The organism is Microbacterium sp. LMI1-1-1.1 (assembly GCF_040815675.1).
Lineage (GTDB): Bacteria > Actinomycetota > Actinomycetes > Actinomycetales > Microbacteriaceae > Microbacterium.
In genome coordinates this window covers 16,338-35,029 of sequence record NZ_JBFPNN010000007.1, presented here as the reverse complement: position 1 = coordinate 35,029, position 18,692 = coordinate 16,338, and the positions used below count along the sequence as shown (strand labels likewise).

The window sequence follows — 18,692 nt, the reverse complement described above, 5'->3', positions numbered from 1 at the left end:
CCGCACGACGGCTCTCCCCCGCACGGGGGAGGACGGCAACCCTTCCCCCGACGGATGCCGCCGCGCCCGGCCCTCACTAGCGTGAGGGGACGAGGAGAGGGGACGACTGTGCTCGAACTGGACGGCATCACCAAGAGCTACGGCGGACGCCGCGTGCTCGACGACGTGAGCTTCGCCGTGGCCCCGGGGCGGCTCACGGGATTCGTCGGCGGCAACGGCGCGGGCAAGACCACCACGATGCGCATCGCGCTCGGGGTGCTCGCCAAGGACGGCGGGACCGTCGCGCTCAACGGCGCGCCCGTGACGACGGCGGACCGCCGCCGCTTCGGCTACATGCCCGAGGAGCGCGGGCTGTACCCGAAGATGAAGGTCGTCGAGCACATCGCCTACCTGGCCCGCCTGCACGGCTTCGGCAAGGCCGAAGCGACGACGAAGGCCACGGCGCTGCTCGAACGACTCGGGCTCGGCGAGCGCCTCGGCGACCTCGTCGAGACGCTGTCGCTCGGCAACCAGCAGCGCGCGCAGATCGCCGCCGCGCTCGTGCACGAACCCGACGTGCTGATCCTCGACGAACCGTTCTCGGGCCTCGATCCGCTCGCCGTGGACGTCGTCGCCGGCGTCCTTCAGGAGAAGGCCGCGACGGGAGCGGCCGTGCTGTTCTCGTCGCACCAGCTCGACGTCGTCGAGCGGCTGTGCGACGACCTCGTCATCATCGCCGGCGGCACCATCCGCGCGACCGGCACCCGCGAGGAGCTTCGCGCACAGCACGCGACGCACCGCTACGAGCTGCTGTCGCACGGCGACGCGGGCTGGCTCCGGGAGGAGTCCGGCGTCACCGTGATCGACTTCGACGGCGGCTACGCACTCTTCGACGCCTCCGACGACGAGGCCGCGCAGCGGGTGCTCCGCCAGGCCGTCGCCCGCGGCGACGTCGCCAGCTTCGCCCCGCAACGCCCGACCCTGGCCGAGATCTTCAAGGAGGTCATCCAGTGAGCACGCAGACCCCCACCGGGCACCGGTCCCCCGGCGAGCTGCAGAGCGTGTGGCTCGTCGCCGAACGAGAGATCGGCTCCAAGCTGCGCAGCAAGGCGTTCGTCATCTCGACCGCCTTCCTCCTCGTCGCGGCCCTCGCGAGTGTGCTGTGGGGCGGGTTCGCCGCGGGCGACGCGCGATCGGACTCCGGCATCCCCGTCGCCGTGACCTCTCAGACCGAGAACGCGGTGACGGGCGTCGCGGGTCTCGACGTGACCGTCGCCGACTCCGACGACGCGGCCCAGGCGCTCGTCGAGGACGGGACGGTGGATGCCGCCCTCGTCCCGAACCCGTCGGGCGGGTCGTTCGACTACACCGTGCTCGTGGAGGACAGCGTCCCCTCGGCGCTCCTGCAGCTGCTGAGCGAGTCGCCCCCGGTGCAGATGCTCGACCCGGCGGCCGGAGCGGCCGACGCCCTGCGCTACCTGATCGCCTTCGGCTTCGGCCTGGTGTTCCTCATCGCCGCGAGCACGTTCGGCGGCACGATCGCGCAGAGCGTCGTCGAGGAGAAGCAGACGCGTGTGGTCGAGATCCTGATCTCGGCGATCCCCGTCCGCGTGCTGCTGGCGGGCAAGGTGCTCGGCAACACCGTGCTGGCGATGGCGCAGATCGTGCTCCTCGCCGCGATCGCGGTCGTCGGCCTGAGCGTGACCGGACAGGCGAGCGTGCTGACGACCCTGGGCGCTCCGATCGCGTGGTTCGCCGTGTTCTTCCTGTTCGGGTTCGTGCTGCTGGCGTCGCTGTTCGCCGCGGCGGCCGCCATGGTCTCCCGTCAGGAGGACATCGGCTCCACCACGACCCCGCTGACGATGCTCGTGCTCGCGCCGTACTTCCTCGTGATCTTCTTCAACGACAACCCGCTCGTGCTGGCGATCATGTCGTACGTGCCGTTCTCCGCCCCGGTCGGGATGCCGCTGCGCCTGTACATCGGCGACGCGCAGTGGTGGGAGCCCCTGCTGTCGCTGCTCATCCTCGTCGCGGCCTGCGTCGCCGCGATCCTCGTCGCCGCGCGCATCTACCAGAACTCGCTCCTGCGCATGGGCGCACGCGTGAAGCTGGCCGAGGCCCTGCGCGGCTGACACCCCCGCCGGTTCGTCCGGGGATGGATGCCGCCGCCTCGCGGCATCCATCCCCTCCACCGTCGCGCGAGGTCAGCCCTCGAGGACGGCGAGGACATTGCCGGCCGGGTCGCGGAACCACGCGATGGCCGGGCCCATCTCGCGCATGATGCCGCGGGAGTCGGTCGGGAACTCGGAGTCGTCGTAGATCTTGGTGTCCACCCCGCGGGCGATCAGGTCGTCGACGGCGGCGTCGATGTCGTCGACGGGGAAGTTGAGCACGGTGAACGACGCCGGCTCGTGATTCGGCTTGCCGTAGACGAGCACGCGGCCGCCCGAGCCCAGCGTCAGCTGCAGGAAGCCGGAACCCTCGAGCACCTCCACGTCGAGGCCGAGGGTGTCCTGATAGAAGCGCCGGGCCGCGTCGAGGTCGTCGACCGAGAAGCCGCTGAACGCGTGGTCGGTGGTGAACATGGACGTCCTCTCGTCGGGAGTGATGCGTCCAGGGTCCTCCGTGTCGGGCGCGCTGTCGAGGGCGCTGCCGAGAAGGCCGGCGCCCCTGCCGTAAGTTCGACCGGAATGCGACGCTTCCGTTCGCTCCGACCTGCCCCACGAGAGAAGGACTCCCATGCACCTCGCCACCCTCGCGACCTCGTACCGCGTCGACCTGCCCGCGTGGATCGGGGACGAGCTCGCCGATGTGCCGGACGTCATCCCGGACCGCACCGAGCGCATGCGTCTCGTGCACCGCCTCGCCGCCCGCAACTTCCGCGAGGGCAACGGCGGCCCGTTCGCCGCTCTCGTCGCCGAGACCGCCACCGGACGCATCGTCTCGGTGGGGGTCAACGTCGTCCTGGGCAGCAACGTCTCCAGCGGGCACGCCGAGGTCACCGCGCTCGGTCTCGCGCAGACCGCGCTGGGGTCGTGGGATCTCGGAGGAGAAGGGATGCCGAGCCACGAGCTCGTCGTCAACTGGCGCCCCTGCATCCAGTGCTACGGCGCCACGATGTGGTCGGGCGTGCGCACGCTCGTCGTCGCCGGGGAGGGACCCGAGCTCGAGGCGATCACGACGTTCGACGAAGGCCCCCTCACCTCGGACTGGGCGGCCGAGTTCGAAGCGCGCGGGATCGAGGTCGTGCAGGACGTCCTGCGCGACGAGGCCCTCGCCGTCTTCCGGGACTACCGGGCGATGGTCGATGCCGGCGGCGCTCTCGTCTACAACGCCCGCAGCGGCGAGAACGCGGTCGAGGCGACTGCGGCGCGCTGAGCCCGGCCCGGCGGTCCGGCGCGGTCCTCCGGTCGGGCGACCGGTGGGTCCTTCCGCGCGTCACCGTGCCGGGCCGACCCCGCGGGACGGCCGGTCAGTCGGTCGGCGGCGCCGTGGCATCCAGGGCGTCGGCCGCACCGACGAGCGCGAGGTGCGAGAGCGCCTGCGGGGTGTTGCCCACCTGCCGGCCGCTCACCGGGTCGTACTCCTCTGACAGCAGGCCCAGGTCGTTCGCGACGGCGGTGGCGCGCCGCATCAGCGCGACCGCGTCGTCCCGGCGACCGCTGCGCGCGTACTGCTCGACCAGCCAGAAGGTGCAGGCGAGGAACGGATGCTCGTCACCGGCGAGACCGTCGACGCCCGTGGTCCGGTAGCGCAGCAGCCAGCCGTCGGGCATCAGGGTCTCCTCCATGCGGGCCACCGTGGCCAGCATCCGCGGATCGTCGGGGGCGCAGAACCCGACCTGCGGGAGGATCAACAGGGATGCGTCGACCTCGTCCGTGTCGAAGTGCTGGGTGAACCAGCCGCCGGTGTGGACGCCGCGGCGGTCGATGTCGTCGCGAACCCGGTCGCGGAGAGCGCGCCAGGTCGCGACGTCGCCGTCCTGACCGGCCTCCTCGACGGCCCGGATGCCACGGTCGAAGGCCGCCCACACCATGGCCCGGGAGTGCGTGAAGAAGTGCGGGTCGCCGCGCATCTCCCAGATGCCGTTGTCGGGCCGGTCGACCCAGTGCGTGAGCTGATCCAGGAGCGCCCGCTGCAGGGCCCACGAGAACGACGTCTCCTCCACACCCGCCTGCCGAGCGGCCTGGAGCGCGACCATGACCTCGCCAATGACGTCCGCCTGGTACTGGCCCACGGCGGCGTTGCCGATGCGGACCGGTGCGGCGCCCTCGTAGCCGGGCAGGCTGTCGATCTCCCGCTCGGGGAGATCCCGCTCCCCCGCGATCCCGTACATGATCTGCACGTCCGCGGGGTCGCCCGCGATCGCGCGCAGCAGCCAGTCGCGCCACCGACGGGCGGCGTCGAGGTAGCCGTGGTCGATGTAGGCGGCCAGCGTGAGCGCCGCATCGCGCAGCCACACGTAGCGGTAGTCCCAGTTGCGCGCGCCGCCGAAGGCCTCCGGCAGCGAGGTGGTCGCCGCGGCCACGATCCCGCCGGTCTCGGCGTGGGTGAGCGCCCGGAGCACCAGCAGCGACCGCGTGACGTGCGCGGCATGCGAGCCGGCGGACTGCACGCGCCCCGCCCATTCGGCCCACCAGTCTCGGGTGCGCTGGAGGGCGGCATCCACGTCGAACGGTCCCGGCGCGGGCTGCCAGGACGGGCCCCACGACAGCACGGAGTCCACGTTCTCGCCCGCGGCGGTGGTCCAGCGGGCGAGGTGCGCGGTGTCGACCGCGATGAGCCGGGGGCCGCGGAGGACGACCGCGTCCGGGCCCGCGACGGCGAGGATCGCGTGCTCCCCGTCGCGGCCGACCTGGCGCACCCAGGGCACGGCGCGGGCGTAGTCGAAGCGCAGGCGCACCTCGCTGACGAAGTCGACCTCGCCGGAGATGCCGACGACACGACGGACGAGGGAGTCGCCGTCGTCGACGGGCATCGCGTCGTGCACCTCCGCGACACCCGTCGAGGTCTCCCACCTCGTTACGAGCACGAACGTGTCGCCGTCGTAGCGGCGCGTCGACCGGGCGTCCGCGTCGGCCGGACGGAGCGACCAGCTCCCGTGGGACCGGTCGCCGAGCAGGGCTCCGAACATCGAGCCGCTGTCGTAGCGCGGCAAGCAGAGCCAGTCGACGCTGCCCGCGGACGACACCAGCGCGGCGGAGCGGCAGTTGCTCAGAACGGCGTAGTCCTCGATCGGAGTGCTCACCTTCGGATCATTGCAGGCCGAGACTCCTCCACTGGAGGGCTTTTCCGATGGAGTTTCCACGAAGGTTCCGCAAGCCTCTGGGCACGAGACACGGCGTGGATACAGTGAGGCCCATGACGGCCGACACGACCCTGATCATCCTCGGAGCCTCCGGCGACCTCACCTCGCGACTGCTCCTGCCGGCCCTCGGCCAGCTGCTCGCGCGCGAGCCGAAGCGCTCGGTGCGCCTGCACGGCGCCGGCATGGAGGACTGGACCGACGAGCACTGGCGCGACGTCGTGCACAAGGCCTTCCAGTCGATGGATGCCGAGGCCGCGTTCGACGCGGTCTCCGCGACGACGTACTCGCAGGCCGACATCACGAAGGCGGCCGATCTCCAGACCCTGCTCGACGAGGCCGAGGGGCGCCCGGCGCTGTACTTCGCCGTCCCGCCGGCCGTCACCGAGAAGGCCTGCGTCGCCCTCGCCGACGTGACCATCCCGGACGGCACCATCCTCGCGCTCGAGAAGCCGTTCGGCACCGACGAGGCCAGCGCGCACCGGCTCAACGGGCAGCTCGCGTCCCTCGTGCCCGAGGAGCAGGTCTTCCGCATCGACCACTTCCTCGGCCGCTCGACCGTACTCAACCTGCTCGGGGTCCGCTTCGCCAACCGCCTCATCGAGAGCGTCTGGTCGGCGGACGACATCGCCGCCATCACCGTGGACTTCCCCGAGAAGCTGGGCCTCGAAGGTCGCGCCGGGTACTACGACACCGCCGGCGCGCTCGTCGACATGATCCAGAGCCACCTGCTGCAGGTGATGGCGTTCGTCACGATGGAGCCGCCGTCCAGCCTCGACCAGCTGGACCTGCGCGACGCCACCTCGGCGGTTCTGCGCGCCACCCACGTGCTCGACGACGACCCCGTGAAGAACTCGCGCCGCGCCCGCTACACCGCCGGCGACGTCGGCGACCGCCACTTCGTGTCTTACGTCGACGAGCCGGGCGTCGACCCCTCGCACGAGACCGAGACCCTGGCCGAGATGACCGTCGAGGTGCGCACCGCCCGGTGGCAGGGCGTCCCCATCACCCTGCGATCCGGCAAGGGACTGGATGCCGGCTACCCCGCGGTCACCGTCACCTTCAAGCCCGTGCGGCACCTTCCCGGCGGCTTCGTCGGTGAGAGCGACCCCTCGAAGCTCGTCTTCTCGCTCGGACCCGACACGATGAGCCTCGAGCTCAACGTCAACGGCGCCGACGACCCCCTCGAGCTCGAGCGCGTGACCCTGGCCGCCGACCTCGGCGCGGGCGCGTTGAAGGCGTACGGCGAAGTCCTGTCGGGCATCCTCGACGGCGACGCGATGCTCGCCGTCCGCGGCGACGCCGCCGAGCAGTGCTGGCGCATCGTGCAGCCCGTGATCGACGCGTGGCGGCAGGGCAAGGTGCCGCTCGACGAGTACCCCGCGGGCTCCGCGGGACCGGAGTCCTGGCACGCGACGCCGGCCCCCGCGTCGGCGGGCTGACGAACGGCTGCGGCGGGCTGACAGGCGGCGTTCCGCGCTCCGACATCGACCGTCATACGGGAACAGGATGCCGCCCGATGGCGTTCACTGGTGCGGGTCGATGATGCCCCGCTCATCCGATTCTTCGCTGGAGGCCCCCATGTCCACCACTCTCGACCGCGTCGCCCCCACCGACGCCCCCATCCTCGACGTGCTCGCCGAGCGCTGGAGCACCCGCGTCTTCGATCCTGAGACGCCCATTGATGAGGCGGCCCTCCGCTCCGCCCTCGAGGCCGCCCGCTGGGCTCCGTCCGGCATGAATCATCAGCCGTGGCGTTTCATCGTCGCCCGCCGCGGTACCGAGGCGCACGACCGTCTCTCCGCGGCCCTCATGGGCTTCAACCAGGCCTGGGCCCCCGCCGCGGGCGCGCTGCTGGTCGTGCTGGCCGAGACCGAGACCGAGGACGGCGAGGCCCGCGCGTGGGCGTACTACGACGCCGGCCAGGCCGCCGCCCACTTCACGGTCCAGGCGCACGCCGAGGGCCTCGCGACCCACCAGATGGGCGGCTTCGTGGCCGAGGACCTGCGCGCGGCCTTCGACGTCGAGCCGCGCTTCGCCCCCGTCACGGTGATCGCCGTCGGCGCGCTCGGCGACATCGATGCCGCCGAGGAGGGCCTGCGTCAGCGCGAGCTCGCGCCGCGCCAGCGCCGCCCCATCGCCGAGTCCCTTCTCGTCGACGCCTGATCCGCGGCATCCCTCCGCGAACGCCCCCTGCACCGAAACGCCTCACCCGGCGCACTTCGGGCAGGGGGCGTTTCGCGTCGCCGCGGCGCCGGCGGGGACAATCTGCAGGGCCGAGCCGGGCCGCACCGCCCCACCCGCCCCTGGCGGCAACTCCCGCCCCACCGGTCCTCCAAACGCGCGCGCAAGCGCCACTCCCGCCCCACCGGTCCTGCAAACGCGCGCGCAAGCGCCACTCCCGCCCCACCGGTCCTGCAAACAAGCGCGCGCCGCGCGCGCCGCCGCTAGTCGACGATCTCCGCCTCGATGACGTCGTCGTCGCCGGCTTCGGCGGCCGGACCGGCGCTGGCCAGCACGAGCGACTCGCCGTCCGAGGCGACGTCGACGCGGACGAGGTCGCCGTCGCGCACGCTGCCGGCCAGGATCGCCATGGCCAGGCGGTCCTGCACCTCGGACTGGATGAGCCGACGCAACGGCCGGGCGCCGTACACCGGGTCGTACCCGCGCTCGGCGAGCCACGACCGGGCGTCGGGCGTCACTGCGAGGGTCAACCGGCGCTCGCGCAGCCGCTTGTGCAGCGCGTCGACCGTGAGCTCGACGATCTGCGCGAGGTCGTCCTCGGTGAGGGCCTGGAAGATGACGATGTCATCGAGGCGGTTGACGAACTCCGGCTTGAAGGCCTGCCGCACGAGCGCCTGCACCTGGTCCCGCTTGGTCTGCAGCGACAGCGTCGGATCGATGAGGATCGGCGAGCCGAGATTCGACGTCAGGATCAGGATGACGTTGGTGAAGTCGACCGTCCGACCCTGGCCGTCGGTCAGGCGACCGTCGTCCATCACCTGCAGCAGCACGTCGAACACCTCGGGGTGCGCCTTCTCGACCTCGTCGAGCAGCACGACGCTGTACGGACGACGGCGCACCGCCTCCGTCAGCTGCCCGCCCTGCTCGTACCCGATGTACCCGGGAGGGGCACCGACCAGCCGGGCGACGGAGTGCTTCTCGCCGTACTCCGACATGTCGATGCGCACCATCGCGTGCTCGTCGTCGAAGAGGAAGTCGGCCAGCGCCTTGGCCAGCTCCGTCTTGCCGACGCCGGTGGGGCCCAGGAAGAGGAACGAGCCCACGGGCCGGTTGGGGTCGCTGACGCCCGCGCGCGAGCGGCGCACCGCGTCGGACACGGCCTTCACGGCATCCTTCTGCCCGATGAGCCGCTTGCCGAGCTCGCGCTCGAGGTGGAGCAGCTTCTCGGTCTCGCCCTGCAGCAGGCGCCCCACGGGGATGCCCGTCCACGCGGCGATGACGGCCGCGATGTCCTCGTCGGTGACCTGCTCGTTGACCATCCGGTCGCCCGTGGGCTCTTCGCGCTCGGCCAGCATCAGCTCGCGCTCCAGCGCCGGGATGTCGGCGTACAGCAGCCGGGACGCCCGCTCGAGGTTGCCTTCGCGCTGTGCGCGCTCGGCGTCGACACGGGCGGCATCCAATCGGGTCTTCAGATCGCCGACGCGGTTCAGCGACGCGCGCTCCCGCTCCCACCGGGCCTGCAGCTCGTCGAGCTTCGCCTGCTCCGACGCGAGGCTCTCGCGCAACGTCGCGAGGCGCTCCTTGGACGCCGCGTCCTTCTCCTTCTTCAGCGCGAGCTCTTCGAGCTTCAGCCGGTCGACGTGCCGCCGCAGCTCGTCGATCTCCAGCGGGGCGGAGTCGATCTCCATGCGCAGCCGTGACGCCGCCTCGTCGATGAGGTCGATGGCCTTGTCGGGCAGCTGGCGCGACGGGATGTAGCGGTTGGACAGGGATGCCGCGGCCACCAGCGCGGCGTCGGCGATGGCGACCTTGTGGTGCGCCTCGTACCGCTCCTTGAGGCCGCGCAGGATGGCGATGGTGTCCTCGACGGTGGGCTCGCCGACGTACACCTGCTGGAAGCGGCGCTCCAGGGCGGCATCCTTCTCGATGAACTCGCGGTACTCGTCGAGCGTCGTGGCGCCGATCAGGCGGAGCTCGCCGCGGGCCAGCATGGGCTTGAGCATGTTGGATGCCGCGACCGATCCCTCGCCGCCGCCCGCCCCCATGAGCACGTGCAGCTCGTCGATGAACGTGATGACGCGACCGTCGGACTCGGTGATCTCCTTCAGGACGCTCTTCAGCCGCTCCTCGAACTGGCCGCGGTACATCGCCCCCGCGACGAGCGCGGAGATGTCGAGCGCGACGAGCTCCTTGTTCTTCAGGCTCTCGGCGACGTCGCCCGCGACGATGCGCTGGGCGAGCCCCTCGACGACGGCGGTCTTGCCGACGCCGGGCTCGCCGATGAGGACGGGGTTGTTCTTGCTGCGGCGCGTGAGCACCTGACTGACCCGCCGGATCTCGCCGTCGCGCCCGATGACGGGATCGAGCTTTCCTTGACGGGCCCGGTCGGTGAGGTTGATGCCGAACTGCTCGAGGGCGCTGCGCGCGTCCTCCTGCCCCGGCTGTTGTGTGGCGTTCATGTGGTCTCCCGAAGTTTCTGCGCAGAACTTGAGCCGCGCTGACTCAAGTTTACCAGCGGTCCCGAACGGGAGCAATGGATGCCACCACCTCGGCGCCCCGCTCGCGCACCCCTTGCGCCCCGTGGCGCGGCGTGTGCCGGGACCGCGCAGCGGCGGGGCGTGTGCCGGGACCGCGCGCCCGCGCGACCAGGGACCGCGGGGCCGCTCAGGCGAGGACCGGCTCGGCGCTCTGCAACGCCGGCGCGGGGCCGGCCATGGCGGCCTCCCCGCACGAGAAGCGGGCGCGGTACGCGGTCGGGGTGAGTCCGAGCGTCCGGGCGAAGTTCTGCCGCAGCACCGCGGCGGACCCGAATCCGCACTCCGTGGCGATCCGGTCCAGCCCGAGATCGGTCTCTTCGAGCAGCCGCTGCGCGTGCAGCAGGCGCTGCCGGGCGAGCCAGGCCGCCGGGGTCGCCCCGAAGTCGGCCTTGAACCGCCGGGCGAACGTCCGGGGCGACATGTGCGCGCGGGCCGCGAGGCGCTCGACGGACAGGTCGGCATCCAGGTGCTGCATCATCCACTCGGTGACGGGCGCGAGCGACATCGATGCGCTGACCGGCAGCGGCGACGCGATGAACTGCGCCTGTCCCCCGTCGCGCAACGGGGCGACGACCATGCGCCGGGCGATGCGGTTGGCGAGCTCGGACCCCAGCTCCTGCCGGAGCAGATGCAGGCACGCGTCCAGGCCGGCGGCCGTGCCCGCGCTGGTGATGATGCGACCGGACTGCACGTACAACACGTCGGGGTCGACGTCGATGGACGGGTGCAGCCGGCTCATCGTGTCGGCGTACATCCAGTGGGTGGTGGCGCGCTGACCGTCGAGGACGCCCGCGGCGGCGATGACGAACGCCCCGCTGCAGACGCTCAGCAGCCAGGCGTCGCGGGCGTGCGCCTCGCGGACCACCTCGATGACGCGCGGGTCGACGTCGTCCCACTGCGCGCGCGGGATCGGCGCGAGCACGACGATGTCGGCATCCCGGGCATCTTCCAGTCCGCGCTCGACGTTCACCGAGAACCCGATGTTGGACGGCACGACGCCCGGGTCCGGCGCGACGATGCGGAAGTCGAAGTTCGGGATGCCGTCGTCGCTGCGGTCCAGCCCGAAGGCCTCGCAGGCGAGACCGAACTCGAAGGGGGCGAAGCCGGGCTGAATGACGACGGCGACCGATCGCATGGCGACCTCCGGTGTGGCAGGAATCGAACGAACAGCGTCCACTATGCCACTCGAGGCGGTATCACGCCAGGCGTAGCTTTCCTGCCATGGCACTCCTGCTCATCCTCCTGGCCCTTTCGCTCCTCGGGATCGCCGCCACCGTCCACGCGATGGCGACCGACGGCTACCGCCGTGTCCCGGTCGATCCCGCACGACGACCCGAGGCGCCGCCGCGCGCCGCGTCGACCGGGGCGTCTTCTCGGGTCCCTTCCCGCGACGAGTGCGGCGTGCCGACGCTGCGGGTCCACCCCACCGCGTGACGCGCTGCTACCGGCGGGCCTGCGCGATGGTCCGCTCGTACACGCCGACCATGGCAGCCGTCCGGGACGACTGGCGGAACCGTTCGGCGATGTCGCGGTCCACGGCCGGGGTCGTCCCGGCGGTGATGTCGGCGGCGGCGCGGCGGAGAGCATCCGCGAGGGCCGGCACCGTGGCATCCCGCACTCCCCACGTGCCGGAGCCGAGCTCGGCGGCGACGTCCGGGTCGCTGACGACCGCCGGCGTGCCGAGCGAGGCCGCCTCGAACACCGTCATGCCCTGCGTCTCGAACCCGATCGAGGTCTGCACGACGGCGTCCGCGTCGGCCAGCCGGGCGAGCGTCTCGGCGTAGGGCAGGCGGCCGGAGAAGACGATGGACGCTTCCCCCCACCCGCGCTCCACGAGCCGTCGCGCCGCTCGCAGCTGCACGCCGCCGCCGATGATCTCGACCTCGGCCTGGATGCCGGAGTGCGCCACCGCCGTGAGGAACGGGAGAAGCCGTTTCTCGGGGCTCATCCGGCCGAGCCAGACGAACCGCGGGGGTCCCGGGCGCCGCGCGACGCGCTGCGTGGAGACCGCGTCGAGGAGCTCGTCGTCGATGCCGTTCCAGATGACGTCGACGGATCCGGCGGCGGGGACCGCCCCGTGCCGCTCCAAGCGGCGGGCGAAGTGGGACGAGGGTGCCGTCACGGCGTCGGACAGGCGCGCCAGCCGGCGGAGGTAGGCCCAGCCGTCGCTGCGGCCGTCGGTGAGGGAGTCGCCGCCACGCTCAGCACGACGGCGGGCGAGGGCGGGCCGGAGCGCCGTCCGCGCCCACGCGTTGAGGGCGCGCAGCACCAGTCCCGGGACGGGCACGGTGGCCTCGATGCCCACGTCCGCGCGGTTGTGCATCGTGTGGACGACGGGCAGGCCGTGCCGGGCGGCGAACCGGTGGCCGATGAAGGCGCCCCAGAAGTCCGCCTGCACGTGGACGATGTCGATGGGCGGACGCCGGGCGAGGGCGGCATCCACTTCCCTGTCGCTGCGGCGTCCGGGCCAGCTGAAGCCGTACTCGCGGTCGGGGGTCGCCGAGGTCGAGCGCAGGTCAATGTACGCCGGGTCGCCGGGGACGGGCCGATGCATGCGCGGGGCGACGACGGTGACGGTGTGCCCGGCGCGCTCGAGGAACCGTCGTTGCAGTCGCATCGACACCTGTGCACCGCCCAGCGACTCGATGTGCTGGTCGGCGAACATCACGACGTGCACGCGGTCACTCCGGGATCGGCTCGCCGCGGTAGAGCGCCGTGAAGGTGTCGAGCGTCCGCGTGATGTCGTGGACGGCGACGCCGTCGAGGGAGGCCTGCTGCATGCGCCGGCGATCCTCGGGGGAGGCGGTCAGCACGTCGGTGAGACGCGCGGCGGCGTCGTCCGCGTCTCCCGGCGTGAAGAGGTAGCCGTTCTCACCGTGGTGCACGAGGTGCGGCAGGGCGACGGCGTCTGCGGCGACGACGGGGAGACCGGATGCCATGGCCTCCATCGTCGCGATGGACTGCAGCTCGGCGATCGAGGCGATCGCGAAGACGCTGGCCCGCGAGTAGAGGGAGCGCAGCTCCTCCTCGGAGGTGTGACCGTGGAAGGTGACGCGCTCGCTGACGCCGAGCTGGGCGGCGAGGTTCTCGAGGTTCTTGCGCTGGTCGCCCCCGCCGACGACATCGAAGGTCGCGTCGAGCGCCGGGTCGAGCTGCGCGAGGGCGCGGAGGATGACGTCGATGCCCTTCTCGGTCGTGAGGCGACCGACGAAGAGGATGCGATTCTGGTCGCGCGGGCTCAGGTCGGGCCGGTAGTTGGACCGGTCGATTCCGCACGAGATGGGGATGACACCGTCGATGTCGATCGTCGACTCGAGGAAGTCCGCCGCCTTGCGGGTGGGGGTCGTGACGGCGCGCGTCATCGCGAAGGTGCGCGCGGCGTCGGCCCAGGCCAGCCGGACGACGATCTTGTCCAGGACCGGCGGCAGGGTGGTGAAGTCGAGGATGTTCTCGGCCATCACGTGGTTCGTGGCCACGATCGGGATGCCGCGCTTGCGGGCCTCGCGGGCGAGCGCACGTCCGATGATGATGTGCGACTGGATGTGCACGACGTCGGGGGTCGTCTCGTCGAGGATGCGACGGACGTGGTGCTTCGCTCGCCAGGGCCAGACGAACCGCAGCCAGTCGTGCGGGGGCCAGCGCACCGAAGGCAAGCGGTGCAACGTCATCGGCTCGCCCTCGATGACCTCGGTGTGGGCCTTCTCGCGGCGGTAGCGGGTCCCGGGCGCGACGACGTGCACGTCGTGCCCGCGCTGGACGAGGCCGGCGGCGAGGCGTTCGGCGAACCGCGCCGCCCCGTTGATGTGCGGCTCGAACGTGTCGCAGCCGATGAGGATGGTGAGCGGTCGGTCGGCGGGGGGATGGTCGCCGGGCGTCGCAGGAGAAGTCACGGGTGGTGAGGCCTATCTGTGCGGCAGGGGTCGCACGGGCGGTGCTTGCGAGCGTCCACTGTACCGGAGGGGTCCCGGAGTTCCCGGATGCGTCCCCGTTCTCAGAGCCGCGGGTCGGGCTCGGGCGAGCCGTGGGCGGGACGCGGCGGTCCGTCGGTGCCGGCGGGGGCGGCCACGTCCGGCGCCGCGGCCGCCATCGCGGACACGACGAGCGCGTCGTCGTCCGCCGGGGGACGCTCCGGCTCGATGCCGTCCGCGTCCGCGTCGGACTCGGCGGCGGCCTTCTCGAACTGCGACTGGTAGAGCCGCCAGTACGCTCCGCGGCGGTCGATGAGCTCGTCGTGGGTGCCCTTCTCGACGATGTCGCCGTGCTCCATCACGAGGATCAGGTCGGCGTCCCGGATCGTGGACAGGCGGTGGGCGATGACGAACGACGTCCGCCCCTCGCGCAGGGCGGCCATCGCCTGCTGCAGCAGCAGCTCGGTGCGGGTGTCGACGGACGACGTGGCCTCGTCGAGGATGAGCACGGACGGACGCGCGACGAAGGCCCGCGCGATCGTGATGAGCTGCTTCTCGCCGGCGGAGACGTTCGCGGCGTCCTCGTCGAGCACGGTGTCGTACCCGTTGGGGAGGGAGTGCACGAACTGGTCGACGCGGGTGGCGGCGGCGGCCCCGTGGATCTCCTCGTCGGTGGCGGTGGCGCGGCCGTAGCGGATGTTCTCGCGGATCGAGCCGGCGAACAGCCACGGGTCCTGCAGCACCATGCCGGTGCGCGAGCGGACGTCGTCGCGGCGCATGTCGGCGATGTCCTGCCCGTCGAGCAGGATGCGTCCGCCGTCGAGCTCGTAGAACCGCATGATGAGGTTGACCAGGGTCGTCTTGCCGGCTCCCGTGGGCCCGACGATCGCGACCGTCTGCCCCGGCTCGACCCGGAACGAGAGGTCGGTGATGAGCGGCCGGTCGGGGCTGTAGGCGAAGCGTACGTTCTCGAACTCGATGACGCCGCGGCCTTCGGCGGGGCCGGGGGCGTCGGCGGCATCCGGTTCCTGCTCCTCCGCGTCGAGCAGCGCGAAGACGCGCTCGGCGGATGCCGTGCCGGACTGGACGACCGCGGCCATGCCGCCCAGCTGCGACAGCGGCTGGGTGAATTGCTGCGAGTACTGGATGAAGGCCTGGACGTCGCCGAGTCGGATCTGTCCGCCGGCGACCATTAGCCCGCCGAGGACGGCGATGCCGACGTAGGTCAGGTTCCCGACGAACATCATGCCGGGCATGATCATCCCCGACAGGAACTGCGCCCGGAAGCTGGCCTGATACAGCTCTTCGTTCTCGACCTCGAACTTGTCGCGCGCATCGCGCTCGCGCCCGTAGACCTTGACCAGCGCGTGACCGGAGAAGGACTCCTCCACGCGGGCGTTCAGGCGGCCGACCTTCTTCCACTGCTCGCCGAACGCCTTCTGCGACTTCGGGCCGATGACACCGAAGATCACGGCCATGAGGGGCAGCGAGACCAGCGCGACCAGCGCGAGCTGCCACGAGATCGTGAACATCATGATGAGCACGCCGACGACCGTCAGCACCGAGGTGAGCGCGCTCGAGAGCGACTGCTGCATGGTCTGGGTGATGTTGTCGATGTCGTTCGTCACCCGCGAGATGAGTTCGCCGCGCTGGACGCGGTCGAAGTAGGACAGCGGCAGACGGTTGATCTTCGCCTCGACCGACTCGCGCAGGCGCCACATCGTGCGGACCATGATGACGTTGATGACGTACCCCTGCACCCACGACAGCAGCGAGGAGCCGACGTAGATCGCGAGAACCGTCACGATCGTGACGCGCAGGGCGTCGAAGTCGACGCCGGCGCCGACCTGGAAGCTGTCCATGGCGCCGACGATGTTGGCGATGTCGGTCTGGCCCGCGGTGCGCAGGGCCTCGACGACGGCGTCCTTCGACGTCCCCGCCGGGAACTGTTCCGCCAGGCCGCGCGAGACGACGCCCTCGAAGATGATGTTCGTGGCGTTGCCGAGCACGCGGGGCGCGAGGACGGCGAGGACGACGCCGAGCGCTCCCAGGGCGGAGACCAGGGCGAACGTCCACGCGTAGGGCCGCAGCAGGCCGATCATCCGCCCGAAACTCGCGCCGAAGTCCGACGCCTTGCCGGGCGCGACGCTGTCCCAGTCGCCGGAGGTGCGGCGGGCCTCCTCGGCCAGCTCGAGCTCGGCGCGCTCCTCCTCGGTGAGGGTGTCGGTGGTGCTCACGCCTCCACCCCCAGCTGCGACTCGACGATCTCGCGGTAGGTGGGGCTGGTGCGCAGCAGCTCCTCGTGGGTGCCGAGACCGGCCATCCGCCCGTCCTCGAGGACGACGATGCGGTCAGCATCGACGATCGTGGAGACGCGCTGCGCCACGACGATCTTCGTCACCTCCGGCAGCTCGGACCACAGCGCCTGCCGCAGGCGGGCGTCGGTGGTGAGGTCGAGCGCCGAGAAGGAGTCGTCGAAGACGAGCACCCGCGGACGGTGGACGATCGCGCGGGCGATGGCGAGACGCTGCCGCTGACCGCCCGACACGTTCGTGCCGCCCTGCGCGATCCGCGCGTCGAGCCCGCCCTCCATCCGTTCCACGAAGTCCCGACCCTGCGCGATCTCGAGCGCCCGCCAGAGCTCCTCGTCGGTCGCCTCCTCACGACCGAAACGGAGATTGGATGCCACCGTCCCGCTGAACAGGAACGGGCGCTGCGGCACGAGGCCGATGCTCTGCCACAGCACGTCGAGGTCGGCCTGCCGGACGTCGACGCCGCCGACCCGCACCGCGCCGCCGGTCACGTCGAACAGGCGCGGGACGAGCGACACCAGCGTGGTCTTGCCGGATCCGGTGGACCCGACGATGGCGACCGTCTCGCCGGGGGCGGCGGCGAAGCTCACGCCGCTCACGACGGGCGCCTCCGCGCCGGGGTAGGCGAACGCGACATCGTCGAACTCGACGGCGCCCGGCGCGGGGAAGGTCGCGACCGGGTCGGAGGGACGCTCGAGCGTCGAGTGGCTGTCGAGCACCTCGCCGATGCGCTCGGCCGAGACGGCGGCGCGCGGGATCATCACGGTCATGAAGCTCGCCATGAGCACGCCCATGAGGATCTGCGCGACGTACTGCATGAAGGCGAAGATCGTGCCGATCTGCACGGCGCCGGCATCGACCTGGATGCCGCCGAACCAGATGACCCCGACGACGGTGACGTTGAGCACGAGCATCGCCAGGGGGAACAGCAGGACGAACAGCGAGCCGACCTTGCGGCCCACGATCATGATGTCCGTGTTGGCCTCGCGGAAGCGCTCCTCCTCGATGCGCTCGCGGACGAAGGCCCGCACGACGCGGACGCCGGTCAGCTGCTCCCGCATGACGCGGTTCACGCCGTCGAGCTTGGACTGGTAGCTGCGGAAGAGCGGCACCATGCGCGCGATGATGAGACCCGCGGCGATGAGCAGCGCCGGGACCGAGACCCCGATCAGCCAGCTCAGCCCCACGTCCTGCTGCAGCGCCATCACGACGCCGCCGATGGCCAGCAGCGGCGCGCTGACGAGCATGGTGGCGCCCATCATCGCGAGCATCTGGACCTGCTGCACGTCGTTCGTGTTGCGCGTGATGAGGGAGCCCGCCCCGAACTGCGTCAGCTCCCGCTCCGAGAACCCGCTCACCTTCTCGAACACGTCGCGGCGGATGTCGCGCCCGGCCGACATCGCCGCGCGCGCGGCGAAGTAGGTCGCGATGACGGATGCCGTGATCTGACCGAGCGAGATGACCAGCATCAGCATGCCCCGCGACCAGATGTACCCGGTGTCCCCACGGGCGACGCCCTGGTCGATGATGTCCGCGTTGAGACGAGGCAGATAGAGGGATGCCATCGCGGCGGCGAACTGGAAGATCAGGAGGGCGATGAGCAGCGCGCGATAGCGCGTGAGATATCGGGTGAGGATCTTTCCGAGCACAGGGGGCCCTCCGTAGATGAGGCGAGCGGCGACGGGACCGCTCCCCCAGCCTGGCACGGACCTCCGACACGGGCGAGACCCCCCGCGCGCGGCCGCTGCGGGTCCCGACTACTCAGTCGCGGAGCGGAGCCGTGACAGGTGGCATCCACAGTCCCCGGGTCGGCTCGTAAGCTGGGGCCATGTCGCGACTGCAGGCCGACGCCCCCGCCGACCTCTGGGTGCCCGTGACGGGCTCCCTCGGGCTCCGCGGCCGCCGTCACCGCAAGGCCGCCATCCGGATGCTCCTGAGCCAGGGGCGGGGTGCCGGTGCGACGCCCCGACCGGGCGGCGGAGTGTTCGCCTGGGCGCTCAGCCAGGCCACGCCGCTGCTCATGCGGCGGGCGGACGGTCGCGTGCTCGTGTGGGTGTGGAAGTCCGACCCCGAGCTGCTCGTCGTGATGGCCCAGCTGCAGCAGGCCACTCCCCAGCTGCGCACGGCTCGGGCGATGATGCCGATGGAGTACGACGACACCGAGGCCTTCCCGAACCCCCACCTCGGGGTGGGCGAGAAGCTCGCCATGCCGCTGCCGAAGGAGCCCGCGGCGCCGCCGTTCGCGACCTACACGTGGGACACGGGCGCGCACTTCGTCACGCTCACCGCCGTGAGCTCCGACCGCGAACGCTTCGGCACCGTCCTGCGCCCGGTCGACGACATCGCCCGGACCCTCCGCGTCGTCGACGACCTCAACGTGGGCGAGGCCCCGACCGTCCTGCGGCTCGGCCCCGCCTGACCGGCGGCCGCGTCAGGCCGGCGGCGCCCCGGCGACGGCTCGGCGGCG

At 71.6% G+C, this 18,692-nt stretch carries 15 protein-coding genes; 7 read left to right on the top strand and 8 right to left on the bottom strand.

Features of this window, described 5'->3' with window-relative positions; all coding sequences use genetic code 11:
- Positions 1–108 precede the first annotated feature (108 nt).
- Together MRBLMI1_RS06090 and MRBLMI1_RS06085 are read left to right on the top strand one after the other, a co-directional pair.
- Positions 109–993: an ABC transporter ATP-binding protein gene (locus MRBLMI1_RS06090; protein ID WP_367728324.1), complete on the top strand. Its 885-nt coding sequence runs from the start codon at positions 109–111 to the stop codon at positions 991–993.
- On the top strand, positions 990–2,111 hold the full coding sequence (locus MRBLMI1_RS06085) for an ABC transporter permease (protein WP_367728323.1): 1,122 nt from the start codon (positions 990–992) through the stop codon (positions 2,109–2,111). The genes MRBLMI1_RS06090 and MRBLMI1_RS06085 overlap by 4 nt, the downstream gene beginning before the upstream one ends.
- A 72-nt stretch (positions 2,112–2,183) precedes the next feature.
- Here the strand turns inward: MRBLMI1_RS06085 and MRBLMI1_RS06080 are convergent, their stop codons facing one another.
- On the bottom strand, positions 2,184–2,564 hold the full coding sequence (locus MRBLMI1_RS06080; protein ID WP_367728321.1) for a VOC family protein: 381 nt from the start codon (positions 2,562–2,564) through the stop codon (positions 2,184–2,186).
- 154 nt (positions 2,565–2,718) lie between these two features.
- Between MRBLMI1_RS06080 and MRBLMI1_RS06075 the strand changes: the two genes are divergently transcribed.
- Positions 2,719–3,357, top strand: coding sequence for a nucleoside deaminase (locus MRBLMI1_RS06075; protein ID WP_367728320.1), 639 nt, complete (start codon positions 2,719–2,721; stop codon positions 3,355–3,357).
- A gap of 94 nt (positions 3,358–3,451) precedes the next feature.
- Here the strand turns inward: MRBLMI1_RS06075 and MRBLMI1_RS06070 are convergent, their stop codons facing one another.
- Complete coding sequence (locus MRBLMI1_RS06070) at positions 3,452–5,227, bottom strand: glycoside hydrolase family 15 protein (RefSeq protein ID WP_367728318.1); 1,776 nt, start codon at positions 5,225–5,227, stop codon at positions 3,452–3,454.
- A gap of 113 nt (positions 5,228–5,340) precedes the next feature.
- Between MRBLMI1_RS06070 and MRBLMI1_RS06065 the strand changes: the two genes are divergently transcribed.
- Positions 5,341–6,726, top strand: a complete 1,386-nt coding sequence (locus tag MRBLMI1_RS06065; protein WP_367728316.1) for a glucose-6-phosphate dehydrogenase — start codon at positions 5,341–5,343, stop codon at positions 6,724–6,726.
- A 139-nt stretch (positions 6,727–6,865) separates the two neighbouring features.
- Positions 6,866–7,450, top strand: coding sequence for a nitroreductase family protein (locus MRBLMI1_RS06060; RefSeq protein WP_367728315.1), 585 nt, complete (start codon positions 6,866–6,868; stop codon positions 7,448–7,450).
- 281 nt (positions 7,451–7,731) lie between these two features.
- Here the strand turns inward: MRBLMI1_RS06060 and MRBLMI1_RS06055 are convergent, their stop codons facing one another.
- Both MRBLMI1_RS06055 and MRBLMI1_RS06050 read right to left on the bottom strand, forming a co-directional pair.
- A complete protein-coding gene (locus MRBLMI1_RS06055; protein WP_367728313.1) occupies positions 7,732–9,927 on the bottom strand; it encodes an ATP-dependent Clp protease ATP-binding subunit in 2,196 nt (731 codons plus the stop codon).
- A 205-nt stretch (positions 9,928–10,132) separates the two neighbouring features.
- A complete protein-coding gene (locus MRBLMI1_RS06050) occupies positions 10,133–11,140 on the bottom strand; it encodes a GlxA family transcriptional regulator (protein ID WP_367728311.1) in 1,008 nt (335 codons plus the stop codon).
- Positions 11,141–11,226: 86 nt separating this feature from the next.
- Here MRBLMI1_RS06050 and MRBLMI1_RS06045 point away from each other — a divergent pair, with 86 nt between their 5' ends.
- Positions 11,227–11,439: a hypothetical protein gene (locus MRBLMI1_RS06045; protein ID WP_367728309.1), complete on the top strand. Its 213-nt coding sequence runs from the start codon at positions 11,227–11,229 to the stop codon at positions 11,437–11,439.
- 7 nt (positions 11,440–11,446) lie between these two features.
- Here MRBLMI1_RS06045 and MRBLMI1_RS06040 read toward each other — a convergent pair whose 3' ends face one another.
- From MRBLMI1_RS06040 to MRBLMI1_RS06025, 4 genes are all read right to left on the bottom strand, one after another.
- The gene (locus MRBLMI1_RS06040) at positions 11,447–12,682 is read right to left on the bottom strand and encodes a glycosyltransferase (protein WP_367728292.1); all 1,236 of its coding nucleotides are present in this window, start codon (positions 12,680–12,682) and stop codon (positions 11,447–11,449) included.
- 4 nt (positions 12,683–12,686) lie between these two features.
- A complete protein-coding gene (locus tag MRBLMI1_RS06035) occupies positions 12,687–13,895 on the bottom strand; it encodes a glycosyltransferase (RefSeq protein WP_367728290.1) in 1,209 nt (402 codons plus the stop codon).
- Positions 13,896–13,996: 101 nt separating this feature from the next.
- A complete protein-coding gene (locus MRBLMI1_RS06030) occupies positions 13,997–16,150 on the bottom strand; it encodes an ABC transporter ATP-binding protein (RefSeq protein ID WP_367728288.1) in 2,154 nt (717 codons plus the stop codon).
- Entirely contained in the window at positions 16,147–17,874 is a 1,728-nt protein-coding gene (locus MRBLMI1_RS06025; RefSeq protein ID WP_367728287.1) for an ABC transporter ATP-binding protein, read from the bottom strand. The genes MRBLMI1_RS06030 and MRBLMI1_RS06025 overlap by 4 nt, the downstream gene beginning before the upstream one ends.
- Before the next feature lie 179 nt (positions 17,875–18,053).
- Here MRBLMI1_RS06025 and MRBLMI1_RS06020 point away from each other — a divergent pair, with 179 nt between their 5' ends.
- Positions 18,054–18,644: a hypothetical protein gene (locus tag MRBLMI1_RS06020; RefSeq protein WP_367728286.1), complete on the top strand. Its 591-nt coding sequence runs from the start codon at positions 18,054–18,056 to the stop codon at positions 18,642–18,644.
- Positions 18,645–18,692 lie beyond the last annotated feature (48 nt).